This window comes from Burkholderia sp. Tr-862 (genome assembly GCF_011753085.1).
Classification (GTDB): domain Bacteria; phylum Pseudomonadota; class Gammaproteobacteria; order Burkholderiales; family Burkholderiaceae; genus Burkholderia; species Burkholderia ambifaria.
Genome location: NZ_VWWG01000363.1, coordinates 1 through 1556, shown reverse-complemented (window position 1 = coordinate 1556; position 1556 = coordinate 1). Strand labels below are relative to the sequence as shown.

Annotated in this window: 2 protein-coding genes; both read left to right on the top strand. The window is 70.6% G+C overall.

Annotated elements, in window-relative coordinates; genetic code table 11:
* On the top strand, positions 1 to 819 hold an 819-nt coding region (locus F3J14_RS34865), incomplete at its 5' end, for a type II secretion system F family protein (RefSeq protein WP_166726747.1).
* Positions 816 to 1556: tetratricopeptide repeat protein (locus F3J14_RS34860; RefSeq protein WP_166726746.1), on the top strand; the 741-nt coding region annotated here is incomplete at its 3' end. The genes F3J14_RS34865 and F3J14_RS34860, both read left to right, overlap by 4 nt.

The following is a 1556-nucleotide window of genomic DNA, read 5'->3' as shown; positions in this document are numbered from 1 at the left end:
GCCGGACAGCGCTCGCTGTCGCTGGCGGCGGGGCGGCTGCAGCCGGGCGAGGTGCGTCAGGACCTGACGCGGCGGCTCGCGCAGCTCGGCGAGCGGCTGCCCGTGCTCGACCCGATGCAGCGTGTGAAGCTCGGGCTGCAGCTCACGCGCGCCGGCTTTCGCGAGCGCCGCGCGGTGTCGTCGATGATCGGCATCAAGCTGAGCTGCGGCGTGCTGTTCGCGGGCTTCGCGATCGTGTTCAGCCCGTACATTCCGCGTCTCGGCGAATTCTTCGTGATCCGTGCGGTGGCGATGGTCGGCGCGTTCGTGATCGGCGTGATCGTGCCCGAGTACGTGCTCGGCGCGATGATCCGGCGGCGCCGGCGCATCATCGCCGCGTGCTTTCCGGATGCGCTCGACCTGCTCGTGATCTGCACGATGGCCGGCAACAGTCTCGCATCGGGCGTGCGGCGTGTCGCCCGCGAACTCGAGCGCATTTGCCCACCGCTCGCCGACGAGCTGACGGTGTGCGCGGACGAGCTGACGCTGAGCGGGAATGTCTCCGAGGCGCTCGCGCATTTCGCGCTGCGCGTCAATTTTTCGTCGGCGCGCTCGCTGGCCACGACGCTCACGCAATCGCAGCGATTCGGCACGCCGATCACGCAGGCGCTGCGCACGCTGTCGCGCAGCGAGCGCACCGAGCAGGTCGTCGCGCTCGAGGAAAAGGCCGCGAAGCTCGCGCCGAAGATCACGGTGCCGATGATGCTGTTCATCCTGCCGACGGTCGGCCTGATCGCGGTGGGGCCGGCGGCGATCCGCCTGATCGAGGTATTCAAATGACACGATCCGTCATTCGCGCGCTGGCATTCGCGGTCGTGCTGCCGGTGCTGGCCGGCGGCTGCGCGCCGGGCATCCAGACGAGACCGGCGCTGTCGCACAAGAGCGACGACCCGCAGGCCGAATTGCGCATTGCCGACAGCGCGCTGGCCGGCGGCAACATCGAGCTCGCGTCGACGCTGTACGGGAAGGTGCTCGCGCGGCATCCCGATTCGCTCGCGGCGCAGCTGGGGCTCGGTGACGTCAACTACCGGGCCGGCGATCTGGAGCGCGCGCGGATTCTCTATGAGCAGGCACGGCAACAGGCGCCGGCGGATCTCGGGCCGCAGCTCGGGCTCGCGCGCGTCGCGTTGCGGCAGCGCCGGCTCGACGAGGCCGCACAGCGCTACCGTGAACTGCTGGCCGCGCAGCCGAACCTGCCGCTCGCGGCGCAAGGGCTCGGCACGGTGCTCGACCTGCAGGGCCGCCATGCCGACGCGCAAGCCGTGTATCGCGACGCGCTGAACGCGCATCCGGACGCGCAGGGGCTGCGCGTCGACCTCGGGCTGTCGCTCGTGCTGAGCAACCGGCCGCGCGAAGGCGTGAACGTGCTGCTCGACGTGGCCGGCTTGCCCGACGCGCCGTGGCAGGCGCGCCAGAACCTCGCGTTCGCGTACGGGGTGCTCGGCAACACCGATTCGGCGAAGAAGCTGCTGTCCGCCGACCTGCCTGCGTCGGCGGTGGCCGACAACCTGCGCTTC